The organism is Microbulbifer sp. YPW1, from assembly GCF_013367775.1.
GTDB lineage: Bacteria > Pseudomonadota > Gammaproteobacteria > Pseudomonadales > Cellvibrionaceae > Microbulbifer.
This window is the reverse complement of sequence record NZ_CP055157.1, coordinates 2,598,623-2,623,874: the sequence shown is the minus strand read 5'-3', so window position 1 is coordinate 2,623,874 and position 25,252 is coordinate 2,598,623. Positions and strand designations below refer to the sequence as shown.

Below are 25,252 nucleotides of genomic sequence, written 5' to 3'. Positions count from 1 at the left end.
TTCTCCGCGCCGCTGGTGTGCCCACTCAACTGGGCACCTCGGCGGCGCTGGTCAGCCACTTCATGGCCGCCCTTTCCGTAAGAAATGAATGCAACACCAGCCCGCCGTCGCGCGCTTTATTGCGCATCACTGCGGTCGTGTTGAGTTCTGCCCGATTGAGAATCGCCACGCGGGCGCCATACAGCGCGGGAATTTGCCCCAGATAGACGCCGTAGCGCTGCTGCTCCTCCAGCGTCATGGACATTTTGGAAACCCTGCGCACATCGGCAAAGACCCGCAACGGCTGCAGGTGACCGTATTTCGCTACCAGCTGGCGTACCGCTTCCACTCGGTTTGCGTAAGTGGCCTCTCCATACAACAGCATCCTGACAACGCGGTTCTGACTGTCATACCGGATCTGAAAACTCATTACTGCAACTACTCCAATCCGTACTTCCCTAAACAGCTCAGCGCCTCGGGAGGCAGCCAGGGTGTGGCAAAATATACCAACCGGAATCATGCCTATGGCGTACAAGCCCACAAAAACCACAAAAATTAGAAATAAGGCCGCAAAAAAGATGCGAAAGAAATCCATTCAGACCAAAAAACATCAGAAAGCTTAATTTTATATTCGCGGCCTACCCGGAAGCGCTACTGGTCAGGCGAAAGAACCAAGCATTTATCACGCCAATTCTGGTTAAAGCGTACCAATATCGCCCCGCTCCTTTGCCCAAGGAGGGGGCGGGAAACAGGGAAAGAAGACAGATGACAAGAGAGCAGGAGTGGAGCAAATACAGCTCCTGGAACGTACTTCAACTGGTACCAGCCGCACCCATCTAGTGCCCTGCTGGCACATCGCTCGTGTCGGCGGATCTCAGCCAGTTCAACGCAGCCTGCTCGGAAACAAACTCCACAATATGCATCCCTTCAGACTGCGCCGTACTGTTGATCACCACATTGGCGTTGCGATCAGCCGCGTGCAGCACGGCAATCCGCGCATGGCTGAGTCCGGGCAGGTGCGCCGCGAAAGCGCCGAACTGTCGGCGCTCTTCAATGGTCATGTCAATATCCGCATTGCGCACATCCACCAGAATGGATAGCGGATTCAAATGACCGTATTTCTCCGCCACCTGACGGGCGGAAGCGATTTTGTCTGCCAATTCCACACGATCGAAAAAGATCGCGCTGACAGTGCGCACTGCAGAATTGAATCGAATCTGAAAGCCCAATTTCTTCTCCTCCTCAGGACTTCCTACTACTAAGTAACCGTATGCCCAGAAAATTTGTAACGGCACATACAGTCGGCCCAGTCACACCACATAGATGGGGATACAGGTCCAACTCACCGACGTAAATGACCCGCCTAAAGAACCGCAATTTGCACGATCGTACTAGGCGGCATTCTGAACACAAATACCGTTAGCCCTGATCAATCTCTGGCAGCCCACCTTCACTATCCGCATCCAGCCACACCTGTGCGGCGGCCTTGCGTGCGATCTCCCGATACAGCGCAGCCACTTCGCCATCTGGCTGTGCGGCCACCGTCGGCTTGCCACTATCGGTCTGCTCGCGGATCGCCATCGCCAGCGGCAACTGGCCCAGCAAGCGGGTATCGTATTCCTCGGCTATGCGATCGCCGCCGCCACTGCCGAATATCGGCTCCTGATGACCGCAATTCGAGCAGGTGTGCAGCGCCATATTCTCGACAATACCCAGCACCGGTACCGACACCTTGTGGAACATTTCCACCCCCTTGATCGCATCCACCAGCGCCAGATCCTGGGGAGTGGTCACGATTACCGCGCCGGCCAGTGCGGCCTTCTGCGACAAGGTCAGCTGAATGTCGCCCGTGCCCGGTGGCATATCGACCACCAGGTAATCCAGCTCGCCATCCTCTGTCCCCTCGCCCCACAGGGTCTGGGTCAGCATCTGGTTCAGGGCGCCACTGGCCATGGGGCCGCGCCACACCGCCGGGGTGTCTTCGGTGAGCAGGTAGCCCAGAGACATTGTCTGGATTCCCTGTGCCGGGATGGGCACAAAGAACTTGCCACCCTTCACCTCCGGTCGCAGCCCCTCGGTCCCCAGCATGGTGGGCAAGCTGGGGCCGTAGATATCGGCATCCAGCAGCCCAACGCTGGCACCCTCAGCGGCCAGTGCCAGGGCCAGGTTCACCGCGGTGGTGGACTTGCCGACACCGCCCTTGCCCGAGGCCACGGCAATGATGTTTTTCACTGCGCGCAGAGATTCCGGCACCTCACCACTGTCTGTACGTGCGATATGGAAATACAGATCACTCTGGATTTCGGCCCCGGCGAGGGGGCCCTCCGCGAGCAGTGGCGCACAGGCGGTGCGCACCCGCTGTGCCCACGCCTCCTGCTGGCTGGCGCAGGGGTAGCCGAGCGTCACGCCGGTGTAAACGGTGCCCTCGTCAAACCCGACTTCGATATCCGCCTCCAGCTGGTCCAGCGGCTGGCCCGTCGCCGGGTCTTCCAGCGCGCCGATCACCTCTGCGACCCGCTCCAGCTGGGCCTGGACATCGGCGGGAATGTCTTCGTGGTCATGATCGTGGTCGTGATTGTGATCGGTCACAGTGTTTTCCTTACTGACTGGCGATGAGTGGCGGCATTTTGGCGGAACCCCTGCCGCCAGCACAAGGGTAGGTTGCCCCACAGCACAAACGGCAGCGGGTGCCTTGCAGGCCCCATTTCTGCTATATTCCGCGCTCTTTTCCGGCCGCACCGAGCGCCTTGCCGGGCCCCGGGCCGCCGCAAACTCAATTGAAACCGTCAAGTCTCGCAGCCTTTGGAAGCCATGATGTCTCAGACCGACAATCAACCCAGAAACATTCTCGTCACCAGTGCACTGCCGTATGCAAACGGCTCCCTGCACCTGGGTCATATTCTCGAGTACATCCAGACCGATATCTGGGCCCGCTTCCAGCGCGCCCAGGGCAACCAGTGCCTGTACATGTGCGCGGACGACGCCCACGGCACCGCGATCATGTTGAAGGCCGAGCAACTGGGTCTGACCCCGGAGCAGCACATCGCCAACATGCAGGCGGAGCACCAGCGTGACTTCAACGACTTCCTCATCGGTGTGGACAACTACCACTCCACCCATTCCGAGGAAAACCGCGAACTGTCTGCGATGATTTACAAGCGCCTGCGGGAAAATGGCCATATTGCCTCGCGCACCATTACCCAGGCCTTCGATCCGGAAAAAGAACTGTTTCTGGCGGATCGCTACATCAAGGGCACCTGTCCCAAGTGCAAGACCGAAGATCAGTACGGCGATAACTGTGAAGCCTGCGGCGCCACCTACAGCCCCACCGAGTTGATCAATCCGGTATCGGCCGTCTCCGGTGCCACTCCAGTGGAAAAGGAGTCCGAACACTTCTTCTTCACCCTGCCGGCATTCACCGATTTCCTCAAGCAGTGGACCCGTTCCGGCACCCTGCAGGATGAAGTCGCCAACAAGCTGTCCGAGTGGCTGGACGAGGGGCTGCAGGAATGGGACATCTCCCGCGATGCGCCCTATTTCGGTTTTGAAATCCCCGATGCCCCGGGCAAGTACTTTTACGTCTGGCTGGACGCACCGATCGGCTATATGGCGAGCCTGAAAAACTACTGCGATGGCAAAGGCCTGGACTGGCAGGAGTACTGGAAAAAAGACAGCGCCGCCGAGGTGTACCACTTTATCGGCAAGGACATCGTCAACTTCCACGCGCTGTTCTGGCCGGCGATGCTGGACTCGGCCGATTTCCGCACCCCCAACAAGGTGTGTGTACACGGTTTCCTGACCGTCAATGGCAAGAAAATGTCCAAGTCCCGCGGCACTTTCATTAATGCGCGCAATTACCTGGATCACCTGGACCCGGAATACCTGCGCTATTACTTTGCCGCCAAGCTCACCGCCGGTGTGGATGATCTCGACCTCAACCTGGAAGACTTTATCGCCAAGGTGAACTCGGACCTGGTGGGCAAGGTGGTGAATATCGCCTCGCGCACTGCCAAGTTCGTCAGCAAATCGGGCGGCGCTCTGGCCGATCAATTGGCAGACGAGGCGCTGTGGAACCAGTTTGTGGAAGCCCATCCGCGCATTACCGAGTTCTTCGAGGCCCGCGAATACAGCCGCGCTACCCGCGAGATTATGGCGCTGGCGGATGCGGCCAATGCGTGGATTGCGGATAAGGCCCCCTGGTCACTGGCCAAGGAGGAAGGCAAGGAAGACGAGGTGCTGGCGATCTGCTCTCAGGGCGTGAACATGTTCCGCGCGCTGATGACCTGGTTGGCGCCGGTACTGCCAGAGACCGCCCAAAAGGCGGAGGCATTCCTGGGTACCGCACTGGACTGGCATACTGCTACCACACCGCTGGCCGGCCACACCATCAACAAGTTCAAGCCGCTGATGCAGCGTATTGAAAAGACGCAGGTAGAAGCCATGCAGGAGGCGGCGAAGGAGTCCCTGGCGCAGCTGCAGGCTGAGGCCAAAGCGGCCACCGGACCACTGGCGGACGATCCCATTGCGGATCAGATCCAGTTCGACGATTTCGCCAAGGTGGATCTGCGTATTGCCCTGATTGCCAATGCCGAACATGTGGAAGGCGCAGGCAAGCTGCTGCGATTGACCCTGGATCTGGGCGGTGAGACACGCAATGTATTTGCCGGTATCAAGAGCGCTTACAGCCCGGAAGACCTGATCGGCAAGCACACGGTGATGGTGGCCAACCTGGCGCCGCGCAAGATGCGCTTTGGCGTGAGTGAGGGCATGGTGCTGGCGGCGGGGCCGGGCGGCAAGGATCTGTGGATCCTGGAACCGCACGCGGGTGCGCAGCCTGGCATGCGGGTAATGTGATCCGAATTGTGACGGGATGGAAGCGGGCTTTTGAGCCCGCTTTTGCGTTGTTTAGTAACGGTGGGGCGGCCCTCAGAGGCAGTTTTCTGCTCCACAACCTCATCGGCAAATATTCCGCAGAAAACAGCCCCTGAGGGCCTTAGCGGAGAGCTTGATACTCCACAATTTCACCGCTAAATATTCCGCAGGGTACCGCCCCTGTGTGCCTTAGCGGAGAGTTTGCTTGCGGTAAGAAAGGGTTAATCTGATGCGTGGTGTTTTTCTCGATACGCTGACCATGAAGCTTGAAGAGCTGGATACTTCGGCGTTGGAAGGTATTCTGGATCATTGGGATTATTTTGAAACCACAGCACCCGAAGAAACGGCGGAACGCATCAAGGATGCGGATGTGGTTATCACCAATAAAGTCGTTCTCGACCGCGCACTGATCGACGGTGCCCCCAACCTGAAACTGATCTGTGTCTGCGCCACCGGCACCAACAATATTGATCTGGATGCCGCATCGCAGAAAAACATTCCGGTCATGAATGTGGCCGGATATACGGGCAGTTCCCTCGCGCAACACACCGTCGCATTGATACTTGCCCTGGCCACCCGCTGGCACCAGTACAGCGACGATGTGGGCAAAGGACGCTGGACACAGTCGCCCATTTTCTGCCGGCTGGATTATCCCGTGATGGAACTGGCGGGCAAAAACCTGGGCATTATCGGTTACGGAGACCTCGGGCAGAAGGTGGCCCGCTTGGGCGAGGCGCTGGGAATGCATATCCTGATCGCGGACTCTTTTACCGGTGAGAAAAAAGCCGGGCGGGTACCTTTAGAGCGGCTGCTGAGTGAGGCCGACGTAATCAGCCTGCACTGCCCGCTCACCGATGAAACCGATACTCTGGTCGACGAGCAGTTTCTCGGGGCGATGAAAAATTCCGCTTTCCTGGTCAATACTGCGCGCGGCGGCCTGGTGGATGAAGATGCACTGGTGGCAGCGCTGAAAAATGGCGATATCGGGGGCGCAGCGCTGGATGTGCTGAGTGTGGAACCGCCTCCCGCCGATCACCCGCTGCTGGCGGATGACATTCCCAACCTGATCATCACCCCGCACAATGCGTGGATCAGCCGCGAGAGCCGACAGCGCTTGTTAGACGGTGTGGTCAATAATATCCGCGAGTGGCGCAATACCTGAAAGCTATAAAGAAAACGCCGCTCAGACCAATAATAACTTTTCGCGAAATTCCCCTGCGACTGCACCCCGCCCGATCCTAACCTTGGCGCTCACCTTTACTATCGGAGGAGAGCGTCATGGCAACTGCAAAATCCCCAAACAGCGGGACCCATTCCACGCGCGAGAAGCTGAATCAGGCCTACCACCTGGCCGGCGAAGCGGCGCACGACACCGCAGATCATGTCAAAGCCAGAGCGCGGGCGACCGCGGACAACGTGAAGGCACGTACCCAGGAATCCGTAGAGAAAGGCAAGCAGCGCGCACACGATGTGGCAGAGCGGGCGGAGAGCTCCATCAAGGCACATCCTCTGGTCAGTGTGGGCTGTGCATTTGCCGCGGGCTGGCTGATTGCCAAAATACTCAAGTGACCTTTCCGGTAAGCGTCTGTAAATCCGCGAACAAGTACCGCGGATTGTGGATAATTATTTTCGACCCGAGGGGATTACTGAATGGCCGGTTCTGACAAACCCGGAAAGCGCGCGCATGGTCACGAGAACAGTGACCTGAACAGTGACTTGGATAGTCACGCGAATAGTGACGATACAGAAAACCAATTCCAGGAAGAATCCCCACCGGCTGCGGAATCTCGCAGCCGGGATCATTTACCTAACGATGAACCCTCCACCGCCCACAGCGGCTCGGAGATCGACCAGTTGATACAGCGCGCCGAAGCCACCATGACGGTAGCCGCAGCCTGGTCGGAAAATTTTACCCGCCTGGTACAGCTTGAATTTCAGCGCACACTCAGTGCCGGCAAGCGTATTGTGCTGTTTCTACTGGTGCTGTTTTTCCTCGCCATTGCCCTGCTCGTAAGCCTGTGCGCGGGACTGGGATTACTCGGTTACTATCTCTTCGAGTCGGTCTATATCGGCTTTGGGGTTTTTGTGCTGTCGCAAATTCTGATTGTTGCCGGGCTGCTACTGTCGATCAACAGCTTGCGCAAATTGCTCGGATTTGAAGAAAGCAAGAAACAGGCAAAGGAGGCACTCGACGATGTCACTGCGCTCTTTAAACAGGCAGATTGAAACCTGTCGCCAGGATATGGCATTGCAGCGACGCAGTGCGCTCAGCCTGCTGCAACAGCAGCGGGCCCAGGCGCTGGTACAGACAAGACGAATTCCCCTGCCGGTGGCAATGGGCGTAGCCTTCGCCAGCGGATTCATCCTGCAGCGCTTCTTCAATACGCCTGCACCCCACACCCTCTTCAACTGGTATCTCACCCTGCGGGCATTTTGATGTGTTAGCCGGGGCCACCGCGTGTGGCTCCTTCAGGCCGCGGATTTTTTCCCCTGTAGTCCAGTGACCCGCGCCGGTTACCAATCTCGATGATCTTCGCCGCAACCTCTGCGAGCTTCAGATTCATTTCCATCGCCCGTTGCTGCATGGTGCGATAGGCTTCGTCTTCGTTGAGTCGCAGACTGCGCATCAAGACGCCTTTGGCGCGTTCAACCAGCTTGCGCTCGGTGAGTGCGCGGCGGGTTTCTTCAAGCTCCTCGCTGACCCGATGGATATGCGCGACTTGGGACCGAATCAGGTCGTAAAGGGAGTGGGCCAGGTGCTGGCCATGCAGGGGCGGCACTCCAGCGGTAGACGCCCGCCCATAGAGCCCCGGAACTTCGGGATCAAACAATACCGCGAGAGCCGGCAGCCGGCTCCAGTCGGTGGATTTCAATTTTTGCAGCTGGGCATAGTGGTGTCCCAGCTCCGATTGCGCGTCCGCCACCCGTTTTCGACTGACCTTCAACAGGCGCGCGGCCATGGTATCTTCCAGCCGGTGCATGGAATCAATCCGCGCGGTGGCGAGCTGGTACCAGACTTCGCTCACCTCCGAGGCAATCGGCTCACCATTTTTCAAGCCAGCAATCACCCTGCGCAACCGGTTCAGGTCGCGGGTCTCGTCACTGTCTTCAATGGCCTGCCAGCGGGCCCGTTCGGTGTCGCCGGCAAATTCCAGAAAGATTTCCAGGCTGCGCCGCTGGCAGTCCTGCAAGTGCACCAAACGCTCGTGCAAACGTTCATCGAAGTGGCTACTGGCAAAACCGATGGCACCCCAGGCGCGCTCCTGACCAGAAAATTCCTTGGCCTGCATAAAGTTGAACAGCGCCACTAACAGACGCGTTACTTCCGGGTCATCCGCCACGTCCGCCGCCTCAAATACCACCGACAATAACCCGGCAATCAACCGGCAAAATGCATCAGTGGATTCCAGCGCACTGACCTCAAACGCATCAATATGCCTGCGCAGCTCCGCCAGCTCGTCAAGCCCATGCAGGGAATAGGCGATGCTGTTCAGCAGACGCATATCCCGGGGATTATTGCATTTGCCTTCCTGCAGGTACTGGTCGTGCAGCAACTGCCGAAAGGTGTCGGCACTGGCGCTGCAGGCTTGCATCTGCTCAGCACGCAGGGAAGAGAAACGAAAGCCCGCGGAAACCAGGTAGATATTGCTGATACCCCGCTCGCGCTGCAGCTGGTGTACCAGGTCGGAAACCGTAGTCACCAGTTCGCAACTGCCCGTCAGCCGCTCCAGCGCCTGAATCTCTGAACGCTTGGCGGCCAGCAGGAATTTCTCTGCATCTTCACTGTGATTGGGCATGACGGCATATTCCGGCGAAGAATGATGGATATCACTAGTGCAGCAATAAATATTCCAGTGCCGGGGGCATGCTCCGAAAAATTTCATTCCAATTCCCGAGCCCCAATACTCACTGTGCCCACCGACGGGAATCGCGCACCAAAAATGGGCAAAGACGCGCTAGACAAGCATTTTCTTGCGCCAATAAATTAGGAATTAGTGCCATATCCGCAATTTCCCGCGAATTCATAGGGCAGGAAAAAGTTGGCACCGAGATTGCTTTTATCTCTGGTGCGGGGATCTTGTGCAGGGGGTAAGCACGATCCCGCTGGGCATCGCGCCCGCGACAAACAGAACACACTGGATAAAGGCGTCCATCACTTTCCGGCTTCGGCAGGTCTGTGTGGGCGCCTTTTTTTTTGTGCCCAGAATTTTCGGTGCGAACACATTCACCCTGTACACGCACCTACGTTCAGCACAGATGGACAACCGGTCCTCAAACTTCAACAAGGTGATAACTATGGCTTATCTCGTTCCCAATGAATTTGTGACCAAAATGGTCGATGCGGGGGAATCCAAAATCTACATGTCCACCCGCGACACCCTGGTGCGCGCTTACATGGCCGGTGCCATTCTCGCCCTGGCGGCAGTGTTCGCAGTTACCGTCGCCGTGCAAACCGGTGTCTTCTTAATCGGGGCAATACTGTTCCCTGTCGGTTTCTGCATGCTTTACCTGATGGGCTTTGACCTGCTTACGGGTGTGTTTGTTCTTACACCACTCGCCTGGCTCGACCGGCGTCCGGGGGTGACCATTCAGGGGATTCTGCGCAACTGGGGCCTGGTTTTCCTGGGCAACTTTGCCGGCGCGTTGACCGTGGCTGTCATCATGGCGTTTGTGTTTACCATGGGCTTCAACACCGAGCCGGGGGCCGTTGGCGCCAAGCTTTCCTCCATTGGTGAAGCGCGTACCCTGGGTTACGCGGAATACGGTGCCGCTGGCTGGTTCACCATTTTCCTGCGCGGCATGCTGTGTAACTGGATGGTATCCATGGGCGTAGTGGGAGCCATGATTTCCACCCACGTGAGCGGTAAAGTTCTGGCCATGTGGATGCCCATCATGCTGTTCTTCTTTATGGCCTTCGAGCATTCCGTGGTGAACATGTTCCTGTTCCCCACCGCGATGTTGATGGGCGGTGATTTTTCCGTACTGGATTACTTTATCTGGAACGAGATCCCCACCGCGCTGGGCAACCTGGTGGGTGGCCTCGCGTTCACTGGCCTGACCCTTTACAGCACCCACTACAAAACTGCGCCCAAGCGTCAGCTGACCACCGCAACCGCAAAGCCTGGCAAAGAAGCCATGGCCTGATATCGGCTTCCGTATCGCTGCCCCCTCGCGCGAAAACCCCGCGTGGTGCGCGAGGGGACCGACTCCCGGAAGCGTACTCAGCACTAGTCCTTCCAGGTAGCGATCACTGCGGATCTCGAATAAATCTATGAACACAATTTCCCTTGCGGTCGGTCAACACTCCAGTGCCGGCGTAAAAGCCGAAAACCAGGACCGCTGTGGTGCGCGACTACCATCGGAGCCACACCTGGGCCTCAAGGGTGCGGCATTCGCCATCGCCGATGGAATCAGTAGCAGCAGCGTCAGTGGCGTTGCCAGCGAGACCGCGGTCAAGAGCTTTCTCGACGACTACTACTGTACTTCCGACGGCTGGAGCGTGCAGATCGCCGCGCAACAGGTACTCATGGCCACCAATGCGTGGTTGTACCAACAAACCCGCCAGAGTCCTTTCCGCTACGACAGGGACAAGGGCTACGTGTGCACCTTCAGTGCTGCCATCTTCAAAGGCGCTGAAGCGCATCTTTTCCACCTTGGCGACTCGCGGATCTACCGCTTTCGCCGGGGTTCTCTCGAACAGCTTACCCACGACCATCGCCAGTGGGTTGGCGAACAAACCAGTTACCTGAGCCGCGCCCTGGGTGCGGAGCAGCAGGTGGATGTGGACTACCGGCGCCTGCCACTGGAAACCGGTGACCTGTTCCTGTTCACCACCGATGGCGTGCACGAAGCGCTCTCCCACAAGGACCTGATCGAATATCTGGAACAACAGGACAGCTGCCTCGACAGCGCCGCGAAAACCCTGGTGGCTGCCGCACTGGCGAATGGCAGTGACGATAATCTCACCGTGCAGCTGGTGCGCGTGGACACACTCCCGGAACCAAGGCCGGAGCTGATGGATCAGGCGGGCGCGCTGCCACTGCCTCCGCTACTGAAAGCCGGCGACCAGTTTGACGGCTACATCATCGAGCGCGAGATCCACGCCAGCAGTCGCAGTCATGTCTACCTGGCCAGCGACCAGAACAGCGGCACACCGGTGATCCTGAAGACCCCGTCCATCGATCTTTCCGATGATCCGGCCTACCTGCAACGGCTGTTGATGGAGGAGTGGATCGCGCGGCGGGTCAACAGTGCCCATGTGGTGCGCGCCGCAAGTAACCGCCGCCAGCGCAACTTCGTTTACACCGCAATGGAACTGGTGCAGGGCCAGACCCTGCGACAGTGGATGACAGACAACCCCAGCCCGAATCTGGAAACGGTACGCAATATTGTCGAGCAGATCGCGCGCGGACTGCAGGCCCTGCACCGGGCGGAAATCCTGCACCAGGACCTGCGCCCGGAAAACATCATGATCAGCAGTGCGGGTACCGTCACGCTGATCGACCTGGGCTCTGCCAGGGTAGCGGGGATTGCGGAAAGCTATGCAGACGGCGCCGCCGAAAATGGCCAGTTGATTCTCGGTACCGCGCTGTACAGTGCCCCGGAATATTTTCTCGGCGATATGGGCAGCCCGCGCTCGGATCTTTTTTCCCTGGCGGTACTCACCTATCACCTGCTCTCCGCGGAATTTCCCTACGGAACGCAGGTGGCCCGGTGCACCACGGTGGCTGCACAGCACCGCCTGCGCTATCGCAGCGTGCTGAGTGAAACCCGTGAGATTCCCACATGGATCGATGCCACGCTGAGAAAAGCACTGCAGCCGAACCCGTTGCGCCGGCACGAGGCGCTGTCGGAATTTGCCTACGAACTCCGCCACCCCAACCCGGAATATCTGAACACTACCCGCCCGCCGTTGATCGAGCGCTATCCGGTGCGCTTCTGGCAGTCGGTAAGCGGTGTTCTGCTACTGATAATTTTTTACTTGCTGAGCCTGATTTCCAGCACTACCTGAGCCAGTAAATTTCACCGACAACCTCGAAAACACACAGGAGCCATTCCATGATCAGCAATCGCGAGCAAGTTACCGCCATGATTCTCTCCGCCAAGGTGCGCAAGGACCTGAAATGGGGACAGGTGGCAGACGCCGTGGGACAGTCCAAAGAGTGGACCACGGCCGCCTGCCTCGGGCAGATGACGCTCACCAAACAGCAGGCTGCCATTGTGGGCGAACTGTTTGACCTCAGTGATGAGGCCATCGCCTGGTTGCAGATTGCCCCTTACAAGGGCTCGCTGCCCACAGCGGTTCCCACGGATCCGCTGATTTACCGCCTGTACGAGCTGGTCAACGTATATGGCACTACCATCAAGGAGCTGATTCACGAAGAATTCGGTGATGGGATCATGAGCGCCATCGATTTCTCCATGGATATCCAGCGTGAGGAAGACCCCAAGGGAGACCGGGTGAATATGGTGATGTCGGGCAAGTTCCTGCCGTACAAGACCTACTGACTCGCACGCTCTTCCTTCACCCCGGCGGCGACAAACAGACGCTGGCGCCCCGCGCGTCAGCGTCACGCCCCTGCAACCTGTTTGTGTCAGACTCGATTACAATAGTGGTCCAGACCTGAGGCCCGTGTATATGAGTTTGCGTCCCCTTTCTTCCCCTATCAACGATGCGCTCCGTCAAGATGTCGGTGAAGCTAGTTCTGTTGACGCTGCAGCCGCGCAACTGGCGGCGTTTATCCAGCGCTACCCGCGACTGATGGTGCTCACCGGTGCGGGCGTGAGTACCGATTCCGGTATTCCGGATTACCGCGATAGTAAAGGGGAATGGAAGCGCAAGCCGCCGGTGGATCACCGGGATTTTATGGCCTGTGAGGCCACCCGCCAGCGCTACTGGGGACGCGCGCTGATCGGCTGGCCGTTGATCCGCAATTCACAGCCGAATCCGGCGCACTACCACCTGGCAGAGCTGGAGCGACGCGGGCATATCGAGTTACTGGTAACGCAGAATGTGGATCGTCTGCACCAGCGGGCGGGCAGTCGCAATGTGGTGGACCTGCATGGCCGCGCGGATGAAATCCGCTGTATGGATTGTACATTTCGCGAGAACCGGCAGGCGGTGCACGAGCGCAGCTACGATCTGAACCCGGCATTCAGGCACTATACGGCGGACTCCGCCCCGGATGGAGACGCGGATCTGGAGGTGGACTTCAGCAGTTTTCAGGTGGCAGACTGCCCGGACTGTCGCGGCATTCTCAAGCCGGATGTGGTTTTTTTCGGGGACAATGTACCGAAGCTGCGGGTGCAGCAGGCACTGGATGCCCTACAGAACAGTGATGCGTTGCTGGTAGTGGGCTCTTCCCTGATGGTGTATTCCGGCTTTCGTTTCTGTCGCTACGCGAAGGAATGGGGCAAGCCTATCGCAGCTCTGAACCTGGGACGCACCCGGGCGGATGATTTACTCGATTTGAAATTGAGTGCGGGGATTGGAAAAACTTTAGCCGCGACTTTGGATCACCTGTAGTCAGAGTCATCGGCTTTTCCACCTTCACTTCGCAGCTAGCCGCGGAGCGAAAAAGCCGCGGGTGAAAGGTTTCAAAACCGCTGTAAATACGTCCCTGTACGCTCTGTCGGAAACATCCCTGTTTCCGACAGTTTTGAAACCTTTCACCCACAGCTTTTTCTTCAGTTCAGACCAATGTAGCCTTCACTGCACTCGGATTATTTCTCACCTGAATCTTCGAGTTTATCCTGCGTACGATTTTCAAAATCACTGGCATTGTGCCGCTCATGCAATTGCTCAGATGGCTCACCCCAGGTGCGATTGACCATTTTTCCGCGCTGCACGGCGGGCCGTTCGCCGATTTCTTTTACCCAGCGGTTGACGTTTTTGTAGGTGTGCGCCTGGAGAAACTCCGCGGCGTCGTAGGCTTCGTTGTTGATTACTGCTCCGTACCAGGGCCAGATGGCCATATCCGCGATGGTATATTCCTTGCCTGCGATAAACGGATGCTCCGCCAGCTGGCGGTCAAGTACATCCAGCTGTCGCTTCACTTCCATGGTGTAACGGTTGATCGGGTATTCGTATTTTTCCGGGGCATAGGCGTAAAAATGGCCGAAGCCGCCGCCGAGAAATGGCGCGGCACCCATCTGCCAGAACAGCCAGTTGAGGGTTTCCGTGCGCTGCTCTGGTGTGTGGGGCAGGAAGGCGCCGAATTTTTCTGCCAGGTACAGCAGGATGGAACCGGATTCAAATACCCGGATCGGTGGTGTGGTGCTGTGATCGACCAGGGCGGGGATTTTGGAGTTGGGATTGATGTCGACAAATCCACTGCTGAACTGGTCGCCTTCGGTGATACGAATCAGGTGAGCGTCGTACTCGGCTCCTTCGTGTCCCAGCGCCAGTAGCTCTTCAAGCATGATGGCGGCTTTGACGCCGTTGGGCGTGGCCAGGGAGTAGAGCTGCATCGGGTGCTTGCCCACGGGCAAGGCCTTGTCGTGGGTGGCACCGGCGATGGGGCGGTTGATGTTTGCGAATTGCCCGCCGCTTTCGGAATCCCATTGCCACACTTTGGGCGGGGTATACACGTCCGACATACTGACTCCTGTCTCAATGAAAATTGGATCGACAATTTGGTCGACAAGAGTAACGCCCCGGGCCGGGATATCAAACGTCCGGCAGGTGCTCGATCACCCCGCAATAAGTCTGCTGCTCCTGTAACACTGCCAGCACCTGGGGCAGGGGCTCGCTGTAGATGTCCAGCAGATCGCGCTCACCCTCGGCGGATGGGGTATAGGCGAGACTCTCCTGGGGCGGGATGAATTCTGCGGTCACGCCGCGCTTGTTGCCGCGCGCATCCACCCGGAACCAGCCGTAAGCTTCGAGATAGATCGCGTTCAGCCCGTGCAGGCCATACTTTCCCTGTGCTTCATCCAGCAGAAGCCGCTGGTAGCAGAGCCCGGCGGGAATGCCGTTGGCGCGCAGTAACGCCGCCAGCAGATGGCTTTTGGCAAAACAGAAGCCAGTGCCCTCACGCAATACGTCAGAGGCGCGGCAGGTTACCGGGTTCAGCTCGAAGTCCCCGCTGTGGCGGATTTCATCACGCACGAAATTGAAGCAGTTTCTGGCGGTACCGAAGCGGGCGCCAGACAGACAGGTGAGCTCGCTGGCGATATCCAGTATGTCTGGGTGCTCCCAGTCGATGATGGCGGAGGATTCCAGGAATTCTTTCATGGTCGGTCTTTAATGGTCGGTCTTAAAAAGCAAGAGTCGCCTACAGCAAAAGTGTCATGAACAGACGATTGAGGTCTTCACATAGGATCGGCAAAAGTTGCGAAATTCGATTGGCACAGCCCATCGGAGCCGGGATCCATCCACAGACATGGGGTATGGCAAGTTGAACGCCTATTTCCTCTCGCCCATAATACCGCCCCCTACTCTGGCAACAACAGTTTGCAAATTTGCAATCTTCGCGCCACCGCAGCGGAAATGCGCGCAAGGCGGTAAATTGAGCCGCACTTCGCCGCTCGGCTGCCGGCCTGATGTCCAAATTTTGTACAGACGCGGTACCGCCCGCCAACTATTGCCGCGATTATGCTGCGCGATCAAGCCCTGCGGGCGGGGTACTGCGGGCCGAATGGAATCTCTATGACCGAATTTACCGTCATTCTGCTCTCCACCATCCTGGTGAACAACTATGTGCTGGTACAGTTTCTGGGACTGTGCCCGTTTATGGGGGTCTCCAACAAGCTGGAAACGGCCATCGGCATGGCCGGTGCGACGACCTTCGTGCTCACCCTGGCCGCGATCTGCTCCTATCTGGTGAACACCTACCTGCTCGAACCTTTCGGCATGGAGTACCTGCGCACCATCTCCTTCATTCTGGTCATCGCTGTGGTGGTGCAGTTCGCGCGCATGTTCATCGAAAAGACCAGCCCGCTGCTGCACCGGGTGCTGGGGGTCTTTCTTCCCCTGATCACCACCAACTGCGCGGTACTGGGTGTGGCGCTGCAGAACACCCTGAAAGCCAACAATTTCGTACAGTCCACCCTGTACGGGTTCGGTGCCGCGGTGGGCTTTTCCCTGGTTCTGATCCTGTTTTCCGCGATGCGCGAACGCCTCGCGGTGGCGGACGTGCCCAAGCCATTCAAGGGGGCGGCCATCGGCATGATGACCGCGGGACTAATGTCGCTGGCCTTTATGGGCTTCAGCGGACTGGTATAAGGAGGAGCGACGATGGATTGGTTGTCTGAAGTATCCACGCCTCTGCTTATTCTCGGCGGCATGGCACTGGTATTTGGTGCGCTGCTGGGCTTTGCCGCGGTGCGTTTCCGGGTCGAAGGAGACCCGATCGTCGACCAGATCGACGCCATCCTGCCACAGACCCAGTGCGGCCAGTGCGGCCACCCCGGCTGCCGGCCCTACGCCGAGGCCATTGCCAATGGCGAGGCGATCAACAAATGTCCACCCGGTGGCCAGGCCACCATCAACGAACTGGCCAATCTGCTGGACGTAGAAGCGGTGCCGCTGGATGCAGAGCACGGCGAGGAAGACGTCAAGAAAGTGGCGTTTATCCGCGAGGCGGAGTGCATCGGCTGTACCAAGTGCATCCAGGCCTGCCCGGTAGACGCCATTGTCGGCGCGGCCAAGCAGATGCACACGGTCATCGTGGACGAGTGCACCGGCTGCGACCTGTGCGTGGAACCCTGCCCGGTGGACTGTATCGACATGGTGCCGGTGGAAACCTCCCTGCAGGAGTGGCACCCGAATAAACCCAGTGACGGAATCGACTTGATCGCCAGCGACCGCCCCGACCTGCACACCGATGACCGGAGTGCAGCATGAGCCAGTTAAACGACCGCAACCAGCGCGAACCCAGCAGCCACCTTTCTGCCGATGAGCGCCGCGCCGCCCGCGAGGCCCACCTGATTGCCAGCGAAAAGGCGCGCGACCTGTCCCGTGAACTCAAGGTCAATGATTTCCACGGCGGCATCCATCCGCCGGAAAACAAACACCAGTCCACCGGCGAGCCCATCGGCAGTATTCCCCTGGCGGAAGATCTTGTAGTCCCGCTTAACCAGCATATTGGCGGGACCGCCATTCCCCTGGTGAAGCTCGGTGACCTGGTGCTGAAGGGACAGAAGATCGCCGAGGCCGACGGCCTGGTGAGCTGCCCGGTACACGCGCCCTCGTCGGGCAAAGTGGTGGCCATCGAACCCATGGCGGTGCCCCACCCATCCGGTATGGTGGCGGACTGTATCCAGATCCACACCGATGGCCGCGACGAATGGTGTGCGCTTACTCCGATGGAAGACTACGCCAGTCGGGATATCGATGACGTGCTGGAAAAAATCCGCGACTGCGGTATCGCCGGCATGGGCGGCGCAGGCTTTCCCACTGCGGTCAAACTGAACCCCCGCGGCGGCGCCACCATCGATACCCTGATCATCAATGGCACCGAGTGCGAGCCCTATATCACTGCCGACGATATGCTGATGCGCGAGCGCGCCAGCGAGATCATCGGCGGTGTGGAAATACTCGCTCACCTGCTGGACCAGCCGGAACGGGTGCTGATCGGCATTGAGGACAACAAGCCGGAAGCCATCGCGGCAATGAAGCAGGCTGCCGCCGGTACCCGCTTCCATGTGGTGGTCTTTCCCACCAAGTATCCGTCCGGGGGCGAGAAGCAGCTGATCCAGATTCTCACCGGGCGCGAGGTGCCCAACGAGGGGCTGCCTGCCCATGTGGGCGTCGTGTGCCAGAACGTCGGCACCGCGCGCGCGGTATTCCGTGCGATTGCTCTGGGTGAACCGCTGATCAGCCGGGTCACCACTGTGGTGGGTGAATCCCTCGATCGTCAGCGCAACATCGAAGTTCCGCTGGGCACCCCCATCCGCCATGTGCTCGAGCAGCACGGCCTGAACCGCAAGCAGCTCCAGCGTATCGTGATCGGCGGCCCGATGATGGGTTACACCATCGAGGACGACAGCGCGCCGGTAGTCAAAACCACCAACTGTATCCTCGCCCCCAGTAAACAGGAGCTGCCAGCGCCACCACCGGCCCAGGCCTGTATCCGCTGCGGTCTGTGTGCGGAGGTCTGTCCGGCCAGCCTGCTGCCACAGCAGCTCTACTGGTATGCACGGGCGGAAGACCGCGAAAAGTTGCAGGCGTACAACCTGTTCGACTGTATCGAATGCGGTGCCTGCTCCTACGTGTGTCCGTCGAGCATTCCCCTGGTGCAGTACTACCGCGCAGCCAAGGGCGATATCCGCGAGGCCCGCGCCGAGAAGGAGAAGGCGGATCGCGCCCGCGAGCGCTTCGAGTACCGCAAGCTGCGTCTGGAAAAAGCGGAACAGGAAAAAGAGGCCAAGCGACTGGCGCGCAAGAAGGCCGCGGAAGAGGCGCGCAAAAAACGCGAGCAGGAAGCCAACAGCCCGGAAGCCACAGCCGCCAAACAGGAGTCGGATGTGGTGGCTGCAGCGCTAGCACGGGTAAAAGCCAAACAGGCAGCCCCCGAGCAGGTGCTGGCGCGCGCCCAGCGCTCCCTCACCAGTGCCGAGCACCGTGTGGAACGCATGCAGAAGAAGCTGGCAGAGGCCGAAGAGGCGCAGAAGGCCCCCCTGGAAGCCCAGCTGAAAACGGCCGAACTGAAGCTGAAGGAGGCCCGCGACAAGCTGGCCGAAGCGGAAAAGCAGGTCGCGGAGGCACCCACGCAAGCCGGCAAGGAGAACCCGGAAAGCGCGCAAGAGAGTCCCGCACAGCCTTCGGTCACCGCGGACAAGCTCACCGTAGCCGGCGCCTCCTCCAGCGCAGCCGGTGCGGCCATCGAAAAGGCCAAGGCCGCGGCCGCCGCCCGCGCCAGCATGACGCCGGAAGAAAAACTGGCGAACGAGATCGAGGCGCTGAAAAAACGGGTGGAGAAAGCCGAAGCCCGCCTCGCCAAGGCGCGCAGTGAAGACGATCCGAATACCGACGCCTTCGAAACCGCACTGGAGAAAATGCAGGGCAAGCTGCAGGAAAAACTGGCCGCCCAGCAGGGCTCAGGTAAATAACCTCGGAAAAGTACCCCGGGAGCGAATAGAGAAACCCCATGTCCCTGATGCGAGTTACATCCCCTCACGCCCACTCCGGCCAGAGCACTGCCAAGGTAATGCTGCAGGTGGCGGCGGCGACGATTCCCGGCGTGCTGGCGCTGGTGGTCTTCTTCGGTCCCGGCGTGCTGTTCAATATCGCCCTGTGTACCGCCACGGCACTGCTCACCGAAGCGGCGGTGATGAAACTGCGCGGGCGCCCGGTAGGCTTTTACCTGAAGGATTACAGTGCACTGGTCACCGCACTGCTGCTGGGCATCGCCCTGCCCCCCTACTGTCCCTGGTGGATTCCCGTGATCGGCAGTATCAGCGCGATTCTGCTGGCCAAGCAGCTTTACGGCGGCATGGGGTACAACCCGTTCAACCCGGCAATGGTGGGCTATGTGGTACTGCTGATCAGTTTTCCCGTGGAAATGACCCGCTGGGTCGCACCCGCGGAACTGATCAACGGCACACCGGGACTTGGTGAAACCTTTTCCCTGATTTTCGGCAACATGAGCGTGGATGGCTTTACCCGCGCCACACCGCTGGAAATCGTGCGTCACAACCAGTCCACCATCCTCGCCCAGTTGTATGAAATGGAGCCCATGTTCAGCAACGGGGAAATTGCCGGGGCGGGCTGGGAGATGGCCAACTTCGGCTTCCTGCTCGGTGGCCTGTTCCTGCTGTTCCGTCGCCTGATTACCTGGCATGCTCCGGTGGCGATGCTCGCCACACTGGCGTTGCTGTCGGTAGTGTTCTACGACGGCGGCAGCTCCCTGAGTGAAGGCTCACCCCTGCTGCACCTGTTCTCCGGCGCCACCATGCTGGGCGCTTTCTTTATCGTCACCGACCCGGTGAGCGGCTGCACCAGCAACCGGGGACGACTGGTGTTCGGTGCCGGTGTAGGCCTGCTGGTATTCGTTATCCGCGCCTGGGGTGCCTACCCCGACGCCGTGGCTTTTGCGGTGCTGCTGATGAACTTTGCCGCCCCCTTTATCGATAATTACACCCTGCCGCGCACTTACGGTCACAAGGCTGCGCGCAAGGCGACCGACCTGGAGGAACAGTAATGCTGAAACGCTCCATCGGTAGCAACGCGGCCATTCTGGCGCTGTTTGCACTGGTTACCGCCGGCACCCTCGCTGTCACCCAGATCACCACCCGCGAGCCCATCGAACGCGCTATCCGCGAAGCGGCTGCCAAGGCGCTACTGGAGATCATTCCCATCGAACGCCATAGCAACGACCTGCTGGTGGACACCTACCCGATTCCAAAGCAGTACTGGGCCCTACTGGGACTGAAACAGGGCGGGAATATCAATCTGGCGCGCGAGGGCAATGACACCATCGATGCGGTAATCATCCCCACCGTGGCTCCGGACGGTTACTCCGGCCCCATCCGTATGCTGGTAGGGGTCAACCGAGACGGCACCATCGCCGGTGTCCGGGTCACCAACCACGCGGAGACACCCGGTCTCGGTGACAAAGTAGAAGTTAAAAAGAGCGACTGGATTCTGTCCTTCAACGGCAAGTCCCTGGAAGATCCCGGCCGCGCTATGTGGAAAGTAGAAAAAGACGGCGGCGCTTTTGACCAGTTCACCGGTGCCACCATCACCCCGCGGGCTGTGGTCAACCAAGTGCGCAAGGTGCTGGATTTCGTCGCCGAGCATCAACAGGAGATTTTCAGCGCACCGGTGTCGAAGCGCGCGGTTGAAATTGACCCGGCGCAGTCCGAGCAGGAGAACGACTGATGGCAACCCCGAGCTACAGTGAAATCACCCACAACGGCCTGTGGAAAAACAATCCGGCACTCGTGCAGCTGCTGGGGCTCTGCCCGCTGCTGGCGGTCACCGGCTCGGTGGTGAATGCCATCGGCCTCGGCCTCGCCACGACCGCGGTACTCGCCTGCTCCAACCTAGCTGTATCACTGGTGCGCCATCAGATGCCGGAAACCGTACGCCTGCCCGCATCGGTGATGATCATCGCCACTTTCGTTACCTGTGCCGAATTGCTGATGAAGGCATTTACCTACGAGTTGTATCTGGTCTTGGGTATTTTTATTCCGTTGATCGTAACCAACTGTGCGATCCTCGGCCGGGCCGATGCCTTCGCCAGTAAAAACCCGGTACTGCCATCCCTGCTGGATGGCCTGATGATGGGGGCCGGTTTCAGCGCGGTACTGATTGTCATTGGTGCTGTGCGGGAAATTATCGGCCGCGGCACCTTATTCAGCGATATGGATCTGCTGCTCGGGCCCATCGCCGCAAACTGGACCCTACCGGTGCTGGGACAGGATTACTCCGGTTTTCTGGTCGCGGTACTTCCTCCCGGTGCCTTCCTGGTCGCCGGCCTGTTGATCGCAGCAAAAAATGCTATCGATGCAGGCATCGAACGTCGCCGTCAGGCCGAAGTCAATATCGTCAAGGGAAGCAAACGGGTGCGTACCACCGGGAAAATCCAGTAAGGTTTATAAAGTCATGCGGGAAGCGAACAGGGCTTTCCGCATAGCCGCAACATTTCCCTCAAGTCTTTTGCGACCAATCGATGCTTTTCGACCAATTTATTGTCGCTCGCAAAATAAAGCAGCTCCCTTTCCCGAAGCATCCTTCAAATAAAATCCCGTGTAAGCAAGTGTAATGGGATTTACTTCACAAACCTCAATTCTTACGTGGCCAAGGCACACCACATCGCTAAAATAGCGCCGTCGTTCCGGAATGGCCGACCGGTCAAAACTATTCGTAGCAATAAGTCTGTGACATTCGTTAAACTAATTGCACAACGATAAAAAACGGGACCTTCCGAGAACTGAAACCAGGCGTGGACAATGAAGTCCGCGTTCCAATTATCACGCTATTTTCATCCGGATTTTGTAGTACCTGATTCTCGATAGCTTTCGCTTACTACCGCACAGGAATTCTCGTCAAAATGACTTTAGACAATGGAAAGTCTGAACTGGTCTACCATGGGCGTAAAGCCCAGCGCGCCGACAGCCGTCAACGCCGCAAAGCCATTCTCGAAGCGACCCTGCGTCTGATCGTCAAAGAAGGTATCCGTGGTATCCGTCACCGTGCCGTGGCAAAAGAAGCCGCCGTACCACTGGCAGCAACCACTTATTACTTCAAAGATCTGAACGACCTGATCAGCGACGCCTTTACCTATTTCATAGAACAAAACATCGATGAGACTCGAGCACTTCGGGAAGAGAGCTTCGAGGTCGCCCGCCAGCTGACACCAGAGCAACTCGCCGCCCCCGCCGGTCGCCGCCAGCTGATTCAACAGCTCACTCGTTTCGTGTTGATGCATATCCGCTCCCAGGCCAGCAACCGTGACCACCGGGTGATCGAGCTTGCATTCAAGAACGAAGCGCTGCGCAACGAGCAACTCACCCGCGCCGTTCGTATGGCCAACCAGGCCACGGAAAACATGATCGTGGAATTCTTTGAGCTACTGAAACTCACAGACCCGGTCGCAGCGGCACAGATCTGTCACGGCACCATTCTCAACCTGGAATTCCAGGTGCTGAGCGGCGCCGTCGCCATCGACTCTCCTTTACTGGAGCGTGCGGTCACCCTGATGGTCAAGGGACTGATTCCCGCCACTGCAGACGCACCCGCCACGAGCCCTCTGCTCCAGCCACAGGACACCTGATCACCTCAGGTATTTTCGGCGCAGCGTGCACCCCGCATCTGCGCCGGATTGATCATTTCTTTACCCTTACCAGCCGCCCGCTTACCTTCCGATCTATTCCGCTTCATTACCCGAAACGTCGCCTATCACCCAGTAATAGCTAGACTTAACCGCATAGCCACAATTGCAATTTAATCCGACCTCAACGGACTCGCAGACAACATGCAACCCTATGCTCGCAGAACAGATTTCGTATTCGGAGTAATCAGAATACTGTTCACCGCATTACTCCTGCTGATCAGCAGCTGCGATAGACACCAGAGCCGGAATACCGATGACCCGGAACAGGCTAGACAGCAAACTGTGCAGCAACCAGCATCTGGTCAGACCAACCCCAAAAAAGGCCAGGCAGATAACCCGCCCAAAGAAACAGGCGACGCACAGAATCGGGATTTCGAAACGCAGGACATCAACATAACACTGCTGACAGATCCGGGCAGTTCTTCCCTGACCCCGGAGCTGGCTGGTGAATTCCCTATCGATAAAATCGAGAACTACACGGAAACTGGCGACCTGGATGCAATTCAGAGACACGGCAAACTGCGTATTCTGGTAGATATCGGCACCATCGCCTCGTTGCACCGCGCCGCGACCCGTCAGGATCTTGAAATTGACCAGGCGAGGAGACTGGCAGAACGTCTCGGTCTCGAGCCGGTGGTCCTCTACGTTAATAACTTTGCTCAGCTGATCGATTACCTGAATGAAGGCAAGGGAGACATCATTGCCAATGACCTGGTAATCACTGACGAGCGCAAAAAGATAATCGACTTCTCGATTCCGGTGGCAAATACACATCTGGTTCTGGTTTCCCATAAGGACGCACCAGACATCGATAAAAATACCGATCTGAAAGGCAAGGTGCTTGCGGTAACCCGCGGCACTGTTTACGAGGCCCGCGCGCACAGTTTTGCCAAACAGCACCCGGGCCTTGAGGTCAAGGTTGTGGACACTAACTACGTGGACCTGGCGGTAGAGGTCTCGCAAAAAGATTTCGACTTCACCATCCTTGACGATGCGCCTCTCAGCCAGGTCATGCAATTTCTCAGTGATCTGAAGAAGAACGTTATTTTCCCCGAGGAGCGTCAGATTGCGTGGGCAATACGTAAGAACTCTCCCCTGTTCATGCAGGCCATCAACGAAAAGATACGTCACATAAAACTCACCCGAACCACCCAGCGCTCGACAGGCGATCTAGAGGAGATAAAGAAACGCGGTATCCTGCGTGCGGTGACACGCAATAACCCCGGCAGTTACTTCATGTGGAAAGGCCGGGTTCTCGGTTACGAATTCGAACTTCTCGAAGACTTTGCCAAGTCACAAAAGCTTCGCCTTGAAGTTATCGTTACGCCCGACCATGCATCCTTTATCCAGATGTTGCAGGACGGCAAGGCAGATATCGCGGCAAACCTGCTCGCACCTACCCAGAGACGCAAAGACCAGGGGATGGCTTTCAGTGACGCGACGCATTCGGTCAAGGTCGGTGTGGTATCCCGTAAAGAAGACGACATCAAGAACCTGCAGGACCTTTCTGGGCGCACCATACACCTGCGCAAAGGGAGCAGCCATTTTGATCTGTTCCAGAGAATTCAGAAACGTGTTCCCGGCGTTAAACTGGAACAGGCCCCGGAAACCATGGATATCCAGGAGATCTTCGATCAAATTGCAGAGAAGAATTACAATCACACATTCTCAGATGATATCACCGTAAATATGGAACGCGGGTGGCGCGATGACATTCGCTTTGACCTTGACCTGGACGATGATCACGATCACTCGTGGATGGTCCGAAAAGATAACCCGGAACTGCTCAAAGCGATCAATACATTTATGGCCAGCAGCAAAACCGTAAAACGGCGCAAGCAGCTCTACACAAGATATTTCAATTCCCCCAAACCCACGCGACCGGAAATTACAAAACTGACAGCAAAGGGCGAGATATCTCCTTTTGATGGCCTGGTACAGAAATATTCCCAAGAGTATGCGTTCGACTGGCGGCTTATCGTCGCTCAGATGTTCCAGGAGAGTAGCTTCAACCCGAAAGCAAAATCCTGGGTGGGCGCCAGAGGGTTGATGCAGGTGATGCCCGATACTGGAAAACAGGTGGGAGAGAAAAACCTGTTCAATCCGGAAAACAGCGTGCGCGCGGGGATCAAATATCTTGAGTGGCTATACCGCAAGTTCGAGGACAAAGGTATCAGTCCGGAAAACATGATGTGGTTTACCCTGGCATCCTACAACGCGGGACTGGGCCACGTTTACGATGCGCAGGATCTAGCGGAAGATAAAGGCTGGGACCGAAATGTTTGGTTCGGCAATGTCGAAAATGCCATGCTGCTGCTATCAGAGAAAAAGTACTATCGCAAGGCGCGCTATGGCTATGCGCGGGGCAAGGAGCCCTATGATTACGTGCGCAAGATCGAGTCACGCTATCGTACCTATGTCGCCCTGCTTGATGCCCATCAGCGGAAACAGGGCAACGATGTCACACTGGCATCCGTACTCACCTTGCTGTTCATCGGTATCATTCCGCGCCCGCTGACGCCTCCGGCCCGACCCTGGCGCTTTCAGGAAAATGCGGCGCGCAGGAAAATTTTGCGCCTACTTTCCCGGAAACCCGGCGATTGACAGCGCCCCTGAAG

At 57.9% G+C, this 25,252-nt stretch carries 23 protein-coding genes; 17 read left to right on the top strand and 6 right to left on the bottom strand.

Annotation, left to right across the window (positions count from 1 at the left end; translation table 11 throughout):
• Positions 1 to 25: 25 nt before the first annotated feature.
• From HUW35_RS10755 to apbC, 3 genes are all read right to left on the bottom strand, one after another.
• Positions 26 to 409 carry a hypothetical protein gene (locus HUW35_RS10755; protein WP_181252344.1) on the bottom strand — a complete coding sequence of 128 codons (384 nt, stop codon included), beginning with the start codon at positions 407 to 409 and terminating at the stop codon, positions 26 to 28.
• 406 nt (positions 410 to 815) lie between these two features.
• Complete coding sequence (locus tag HUW35_RS10750) at positions 816 to 1,208, bottom strand: hypothetical protein (protein WP_181252343.1); 393 nt, start codon at positions 1,206 to 1,208, stop codon at positions 816 to 818.
• Positions 1,209 to 1,398: 190 nt separating this feature from the next.
• Positions 1,399 to 2,568, bottom strand: a complete 1,170-nt coding sequence (apbC, locus tag HUW35_RS10745; RefSeq protein ID WP_305075927.1) for an iron-sulfur cluster carrier protein ApbC — start codon at positions 2,566 to 2,568, stop codon at positions 1,399 to 1,401.
• A gap of 225 nt (positions 2,569 to 2,793) precedes the next feature.
• Between apbC and metG the strand changes: the two genes are divergently transcribed.
• The 5 genes from metG (at position 2,794) to HUW35_RS10720 (ending at position 7,288) form a co-directional block, all read left to right on the top strand.
• Positions 2,794 to 4,833, top strand: a complete 2,040-nt coding sequence (gene metG / locus HUW35_RS10740) for a methionine--tRNA ligase (RefSeq protein ID WP_219932535.1) — start codon at positions 2,794 to 2,796, stop codon at positions 4,831 to 4,833.
• Positions 4,834 to 5,080: 247 nt separating this feature from the next.
• Entirely contained in the window at positions 5,081 to 6,013 is a 933-nt protein-coding gene (locus HUW35_RS10735) for a D-2-hydroxyacid dehydrogenase (protein WP_181252340.1), read from the top strand.
• A gap of 116 nt (positions 6,014 to 6,129) precedes the next feature.
• Positions 6,130 to 6,420: a YqjD family protein gene (locus tag HUW35_RS10730; protein WP_078084456.1), complete on the top strand. Its 291-nt coding sequence runs from the start codon at positions 6,130 to 6,132 to the stop codon at positions 6,418 to 6,420.
• 81 nt (positions 6,421 to 6,501) lie between these two features.
• The gene (locus HUW35_RS10725; RefSeq protein ID WP_181252339.1) at positions 6,502 to 7,077 is read left to right on the top strand and encodes a hypothetical protein; all 576 of its coding nucleotides are present in this window, start codon (positions 6,502 to 6,504) and stop codon (positions 7,075 to 7,077) included.
• Complete coding sequence (locus HUW35_RS10720) at positions 7,046 to 7,288, top strand: hypothetical protein (RefSeq protein WP_181252338.1); 243 nt, start codon at positions 7,046 to 7,048, stop codon at positions 7,286 to 7,288. Before HUW35_RS10725 ends, HUW35_RS10720 begins: the two co-directional genes overlap by 32 nt.
• A 4-nt stretch (positions 7,289 to 7,292) precedes the next feature.
• Here HUW35_RS10720 and HUW35_RS10715 read toward each other — a convergent pair whose 3' ends face one another.
• Entirely contained in the window at positions 7,293 to 8,648 is a 1,356-nt protein-coding gene (locus HUW35_RS10715; RefSeq protein ID WP_181252337.1) for a nitrate- and nitrite sensing domain-containing protein, read from the bottom strand.
• Positions 8,649 to 9,147: 499 nt separating this feature from the next.
• Here HUW35_RS10715 and HUW35_RS10710 point away from each other — a divergent pair, with 499 nt between their 5' ends.
• From HUW35_RS10710 to HUW35_RS10695, 4 genes are all read left to right on the top strand, one after another.
• On the top strand, positions 9,148 to 9,996 hold the full coding sequence (locus tag HUW35_RS10710) for a formate/nitrite transporter family protein (protein ID WP_181252336.1): 849 nt from the start codon (positions 9,148 to 9,150) through the stop codon (positions 9,994 to 9,996).
• Positions 9,997 to 10,123: 127 nt separating this feature from the next.
• The gene (locus HUW35_RS10705; protein WP_181252335.1) at positions 10,124 to 11,863 is read left to right on the top strand and encodes a bifunctional protein-serine/threonine kinase/phosphatase; all 1,740 of its coding nucleotides are present in this window, start codon (positions 10,124 to 10,126) and stop codon (positions 11,861 to 11,863) included.
• A 47-nt stretch (positions 11,864 to 11,910) separates the two neighbouring features.
• On the top strand, positions 11,911 to 12,360 hold the full coding sequence (gene cynS, locus HUW35_RS10700; protein WP_181252334.1) for a cyanase: 450 nt from the start codon (positions 11,911 to 11,913) through the stop codon (positions 12,358 to 12,360).
• A 130-nt stretch (positions 12,361 to 12,490) separates the two neighbouring features.
• Positions 12,491 to 13,378 carry an NAD-dependent protein deacetylase gene (locus HUW35_RS10695; protein WP_181252333.1) on the top strand — a complete coding sequence of 296 codons (888 nt, stop codon included), beginning with the start codon at positions 12,491 to 12,493 and terminating at the stop codon, positions 13,376 to 13,378.
• A gap of 197 nt (positions 13,379 to 13,575) precedes the next feature.
• On the opposite strand, the gene yghU is transcribed toward HUW35_RS10695, so the two are convergent.
• Positions 13,576 to 14,451: a glutathione-dependent disulfide-bond oxidoreductase gene (gene yghU / locus HUW35_RS10690; protein ID WP_181252332.1), complete on the bottom strand. Its 876-nt coding sequence runs from the start codon at positions 14,449 to 14,451 to the stop codon at positions 13,576 to 13,578.
• Positions 14,452 to 14,521: 70 nt separating this feature from the next.
• Positions 14,522 to 15,088, bottom strand: coding sequence for a transglutaminase family protein (locus HUW35_RS10685; protein WP_181252331.1), 567 nt, complete (start codon positions 15,086 to 15,088; stop codon positions 14,522 to 14,524).
• A 414-nt stretch (positions 15,089 to 15,502) separates the two neighbouring features.
• Between HUW35_RS10685 and rsxA the strand changes: the two genes are divergently transcribed.
• The 8 genes from rsxA (at position 15,503) to HUW35_RS10645 (ending at position 25,238) form a co-directional block, all read left to right on the top strand.
• Complete coding sequence (gene rsxA / locus HUW35_RS10680) at positions 15,503 to 16,078, top strand: electron transport complex subunit RsxA (protein ID WP_010132630.1); 576 nt, start codon at positions 15,503 to 15,505, stop codon at positions 16,076 to 16,078.
• A 12-nt stretch (positions 16,079 to 16,090) separates the two neighbouring features.
• Positions 16,091 to 16,699, top strand: coding sequence for an electron transport complex subunit RsxB (gene rsxB / locus HUW35_RS10675; RefSeq protein WP_181252330.1), 609 nt, complete (start codon positions 16,091 to 16,093; stop codon positions 16,697 to 16,699).
• Complete coding sequence (gene rsxC, locus HUW35_RS10670; protein ID WP_181252329.1) at positions 16,696 to 18,906, top strand: electron transport complex subunit RsxC; 2,211 nt, start codon at positions 16,696 to 16,698, stop codon at positions 18,904 to 18,906. Before rsxB ends, rsxC begins: the two co-directional genes overlap by 4 nt.
• A gap of 38 nt (positions 18,907 to 18,944) precedes the next feature.
• The gene (rsxD, locus tag HUW35_RS10665; protein ID WP_181252328.1) at positions 18,945 to 19,997 is read left to right on the top strand and encodes an electron transport complex subunit RsxD; all 1,053 of its coding nucleotides are present in this window, start codon (positions 18,945 to 18,947) and stop codon (positions 19,995 to 19,997) included.
• Positions 19,997 to 20,677 carry an electron transport complex subunit RsxG gene (gene rsxG, locus HUW35_RS10660; RefSeq protein ID WP_181252327.1) on the top strand — a complete coding sequence of 227 codons (681 nt, stop codon included), beginning with the start codon at positions 19,997 to 19,999 and terminating at the stop codon, positions 20,675 to 20,677. Before rsxD ends, rsxG begins: the two co-directional genes overlap by 1 nt.
• Positions 20,677 to 21,390, top strand: a complete 714-nt coding sequence (locus HUW35_RS10655; protein ID WP_181252326.1) for an electron transport complex subunit E — start codon at positions 20,677 to 20,679, stop codon at positions 21,388 to 21,390. The genes rsxG and HUW35_RS10655 overlap by 1 nt, the downstream gene beginning before the upstream one ends.
• 461 nt (positions 21,391 to 21,851) lie before the next feature.
• Positions 21,852 to 22,574 carry a TetR/AcrR family transcriptional regulator gene (locus HUW35_RS10650; RefSeq protein ID WP_181252325.1) on the top strand — a complete coding sequence of 241 codons (723 nt, stop codon included), beginning with the start codon at positions 21,852 to 21,854 and terminating at the stop codon, positions 22,572 to 22,574.
• A gap of 342 nt (positions 22,575 to 22,916) precedes the next feature.
• Complete coding sequence (locus tag HUW35_RS10645; RefSeq protein ID WP_181252324.1) at positions 22,917 to 25,238, top strand: transporter substrate-binding domain-containing protein; 2,322 nt, start codon at positions 22,917 to 22,919, stop codon at positions 25,236 to 25,238.
• Positions 25,239 to 25,252: the final 14 nt, after the last annotated feature.

Bases quoted from the DNA above. Each gene is read 5' to 3' on its own strand.
- HUW35_RS10755 (WP_181252344.1), bottom strand. From the start codon at position 409: ATGAGTTTTCAGATCCGGTATGACAGTCAGAACCGCGTTGTCAGGATG.
- metG (WP_219932535.1), top strand. From the start codon at position 2,794: ATGTCTCAGACCGACAATCAACCCAGAAACATTCTCGTCACCAGTGCA.
- HUW35_RS10735 (WP_181252340.1), top strand. From the start codon at position 5,081: ATGCGTGGTGTTTTTCTCGATACGCTGACCATGAAGCTTGAAGAGCTG.
- HUW35_RS10730 (WP_078084456.1), top strand. From the start codon at position 6,130: ATGGCAACTGCAAAATCCCCAAACAGCGGGACCCATTCCACGCGCGAG.
- HUW35_RS10725 (WP_181252339.1), top strand. From the start codon at position 6,502: ATGGCCGGTTCTGACAAACCCGGAAAGCGCGCGCATGGTCACGAGAAC.
- HUW35_RS10720 (WP_181252338.1), top strand. From the start codon at position 7,046: ATGTCACTGCGCTCTTTAAACAGGCAGATTGAAACCTGTCGCCAGGAT.
- HUW35_RS10715 (WP_181252337.1), bottom strand. From the start codon at position 8,648: ATGCCCAATCACAGTGAAGATGCAGAGAAATTCCTGCTGGCCGCCAAG.
- HUW35_RS10710 (WP_181252336.1), top strand. From the start codon at position 9,148: ATGGCTTATCTCGTTCCCAATGAATTTGTGACCAAAATGGTCGATGCG.
- HUW35_RS10705 (WP_181252335.1), top strand. From the start codon at position 10,124: ATGAACACAATTTCCCTTGCGGTCGGTCAACACTCCAGTGCCGGCGTA.
- cynS (WP_181252334.1), top strand. From the start codon at position 11,911: ATGATCAGCAATCGCGAGCAAGTTACCGCCATGATTCTCTCCGCCAAG.
- HUW35_RS10695 (WP_181252333.1), top strand. From the start codon at position 12,491: ATGAGTTTGCGTCCCCTTTCTTCCCCTATCAACGATGCGCTCCGTCAA.
- yghU (WP_181252332.1), bottom strand. From the start codon at position 14,451: ATGTCGGACGTGTATACCCCGCCCAAAGTGTGGCAATGGGATTCCGAA.
- HUW35_RS10685 (WP_181252331.1), bottom strand. From the start codon at position 15,088: ATGAAAGAATTCCTGGAATCCTCCGCCATCATCGACTGGGAGCACCCA.
- rsxA (WP_010132630.1), top strand. From the start codon at position 15,503: ATGACCGAATTTACCGTCATTCTGCTCTCCACCATCCTGGTGAACAAC.
- rsxB (WP_181252330.1), top strand. From the start codon at position 16,091: ATGGATTGGTTGTCTGAAGTATCCACGCCTCTGCTTATTCTCGGCGGC.
- rsxC (WP_181252329.1), top strand. From the start codon at position 16,696: ATGAGCCAGTTAAACGACCGCAACCAGCGCGAACCCAGCAGCCACCTT.
- rsxD (WP_181252328.1), top strand. From the start codon at position 18,945: ATGTCCCTGATGCGAGTTACATCCCCTCACGCCCACTCCGGCCAGAGC.
- rsxG (WP_181252327.1), top strand. From the start codon at position 19,997: ATGCTGAAACGCTCCATCGGTAGCAACGCGGCCATTCTGGCGCTGTTT.
- HUW35_RS10655 (WP_181252326.1), top strand. From the start codon at position 20,677: ATGGCAACCCCGAGCTACAGTGAAATCACCCACAACGGCCTGTGGAAA.
- HUW35_RS10650 (WP_181252325.1), top strand. From the start codon at position 21,852: ATGACTTTAGACAATGGAAAGTCTGAACTGGTCTACCATGGGCGTAAA.